Raw genomic sequence first — 2,242 nt, forward strand, 5'->3', positions numbered from 1 at the left:
CGATGGTGACTTCGGTGCCCGACCATTTGCCGAACAGGATTTTGTCACCGGCCTTAACGGCCATTGCGATCAGCTCGCCGCTGTCCTTGCGAGCGCCTTCGCCAGTTGCGACGACTTCGCCTTCGCTGGGCTTTTCTTTTGCACTGTCAGGAATGATCAGGCCGCCTGCGGTTTTCTCATCGCTCTCAACGCGACGGACCAGCACACGGTCATGTAGAGGTTTGAATGCCATCTTTGTTGCTCCTCAATTGGCGATTCAACAAGTTAGCACTTTCGACTATAGAGTGCCAACAAACGAGATTTTGGGATGTGAAAGCATAGTTTCAAGAGATGTGATTGGATATTTTTCTGGCTTTGCGAAGCTGCAATATGAACGCTTGAACTCAATATCTTAAAGGAGTTTTGAACATTGGCGAGAACGCGTCCGGGCCGACGCGAGATTATTGTCCGACTACCCGTCTGGATAAGTTCAAAAAGCGCCACGTGCCACCTATGTAAAGAGCAGAAAACGGTCCGCTGTATGTATTGCTCAACGAAAAGCGGGGCCATGCGCCCATACCGTCAACGAGTATCGCTCGCCCTGCTCAACCGGCGTCACCTGGTGTAGCAAGAAGCTCGGAAAGACGGTTGCGCATCCCTGATATCGACTGGCCGTCACTGCGTAGGCATCCGGCATGATTTCCAGGTCACCCCCGTCATACAATCCGGGTTTGCTGAGCTGAACAACCAGCGTCAGTTTCCGTTTTCGAGCGGTGGGACTGTCTCCAATATCGGAGTGCCATGCGAAATGGCCACCGTCTGAGGCCTTGTAGCAAGCGACTTGCGGGCTCTCGGAGATTTCCCGCAGATCAAAGTTAAACTTATCAGTGTTGGAGCGGCGCACCAGACTAATGAGACGTGTCATTACCCATCCGGTGCCGGTGACGTCGTCCAGCCAAGTCACATCGCACTTGCGCAAGTTAGGATCTCTATTCTGGCCGACCAGCAATGCATCATTTGCAGGAACCCGCTTTGATGAGGCAACAATTTGCTCGCATTCCCGCGCCGTGAAAGCGCCGGGAATCGAATGTACTTCCATCATTCTGAACACCATTTCCAGACTGTAGGTGGATATTGCGGCAACGCGCATGTGTCGCTGCGCCGTTTTCGACCAAAGCGTCCGAAAGCGACGTATTTTTTAGTATTGGACAGATAGATTTGGGTGCGCCGCGGCCCCAAGGCCGTGTGCCCATTCAACCGCCATCCATCCTGAATTTAAAACAGCGAAACTCATTGGACCAATGTTTCCGGCGTGTTCTATCAGGATTCACATCATTGCGTTGTCAAACTCAGGACCTTTTGATTTCCGTTTGCCAGATTTATTCTTCGTTCTGGCGCAATCGCTTCCAACCCAAAACGACACCATGTTCGGTTATTTTCTCGGGATGCGATTCAGCCCAATCGGCAAGAATAGCGGACATCTCTGGAACCGTTGCAAATTGTGAGGATTTTCGGGAATCCAAATGGAATAAAGCCAGAAGTTGTCCGCCACTATGAGGACAAAGACTAGTTTGCAAGTGCGGTAGCCGCCTTTCGGTTTCGCAGTCGAGCAGTGGAATTACGTTCAGCGATTGGCACGTCACAGCAATCTGTTGCTGATCTCGACAAGATTGCCATCTGGGTCGCGGAAGTAGACTGACATCAATTTACCAACTGCGCCCGCTTTTTCTGCAGGTCCTTCGACGATCTCGATATTGTTAGATTCAAGCTGCGCCACCACATCGTCAATCGGTGTATCGGTCACAACACAGAAGTTGCCGCTGCCTGGGACGGTTTTTTCTGCGAGGCGTGGCAATTCATTGGCGGCCTGAAGACTGATTTTGTTCGATCCGAAATGAAGGGACCATTTTCTGGTCCGCTCCTCATGAGCAGCCATGCCAAGCACACGTTGATAGAATTCCAAGGTGACGTCGACATCGCGGATGCAAAGAACAATGTGGTCAAAGCCATAAATGTGCATGCCACAATCATAACGCGAATAAAGCCGCACCGCAAAACCGCACAAAACAAGCGGCAATTGTCCGCATACTCGCTGTTTAAAACACAGTTCCGCATTGCTTTGTCGCCACAAGTCAGCCTTGAGCCCAATGCGACTGATGCTGCGCTGTTGGAGAATGGCCGCTTCGATGATCTGTTCTCAGTCCACGCGGATGAATTCGTGTTCGATATAATCCACACCCGGCGGATAGATCCGAAGCCGCAG

4 protein-coding genes are annotated in these 2,242 nt (G+C 51.4%); 1 reads left to right on the plus strand and 3 read right to left on the minus strand.

What is annotated here, in order from left to right:
* The 3 genes from ACR0K1_RS25480 to ACR0K1_RS25490 form a co-directional block, all read right to left on the minus strand.
* Window positions 1-232: co-chaperone GroES (locus tag ACR0K1_RS25480; RefSeq protein ID WP_480852303.1), on the minus strand; the 232-nt coding region annotated here is incomplete at its 3' end.
* A 297-nt stretch (window positions 233-529) separates the two neighbouring features.
* Complete coding sequence (locus tag ACR0K1_RS25485) at window positions 530-1,081, minus strand: 2OG-Fe(II) oxygenase (protein WP_480852305.1); 552 nt, start codon at window positions 1,079-1,081, stop codon at window positions 530-532.
* A 537-nt stretch (window positions 1,082-1,618) separates the two neighbouring features.
* Window positions 1,619-1,999 (minus strand): VOC family protein, encoded by a 381-nt coding sequence (locus ACR0K1_RS25490; RefSeq protein WP_480852304.1) that lies wholly within the window; start codon window positions 1,997-1,999, stop codon window positions 1,619-1,621.
* Between ACR0K1_RS25490 and ACR0K1_RS25495 the strand changes: the two genes are divergently transcribed.
* On the plus strand, window positions 1,904-2,242 hold a 339-nt coding region (locus ACR0K1_RS25495; protein WP_480852306.1), incomplete at its 3' end, for a hypothetical protein. The genes ACR0K1_RS25490 and ACR0K1_RS25495 overlap by 96 nt on opposite strands.

The organism is Ruegeria sp. F5 (assembly GCF_056533845.1).

What these genes read in the sequence shown, in the direction of transcription:
- ACR0K1_RS25485 (WP_480852305.1), bottom strand. Translation starts at nt 1,081, where the DNA reads ATGATGGAAGTACATTCGATTCCCGGCGCTTTCACGGCGCGGGAATGC.
- ACR0K1_RS25490 (WP_480852304.1), bottom strand. Translation starts at nt 1,999, where the DNA reads ATGCACATTTATGGCTTTGACCACATTGTTCTTTGCATCCGCGATGTC.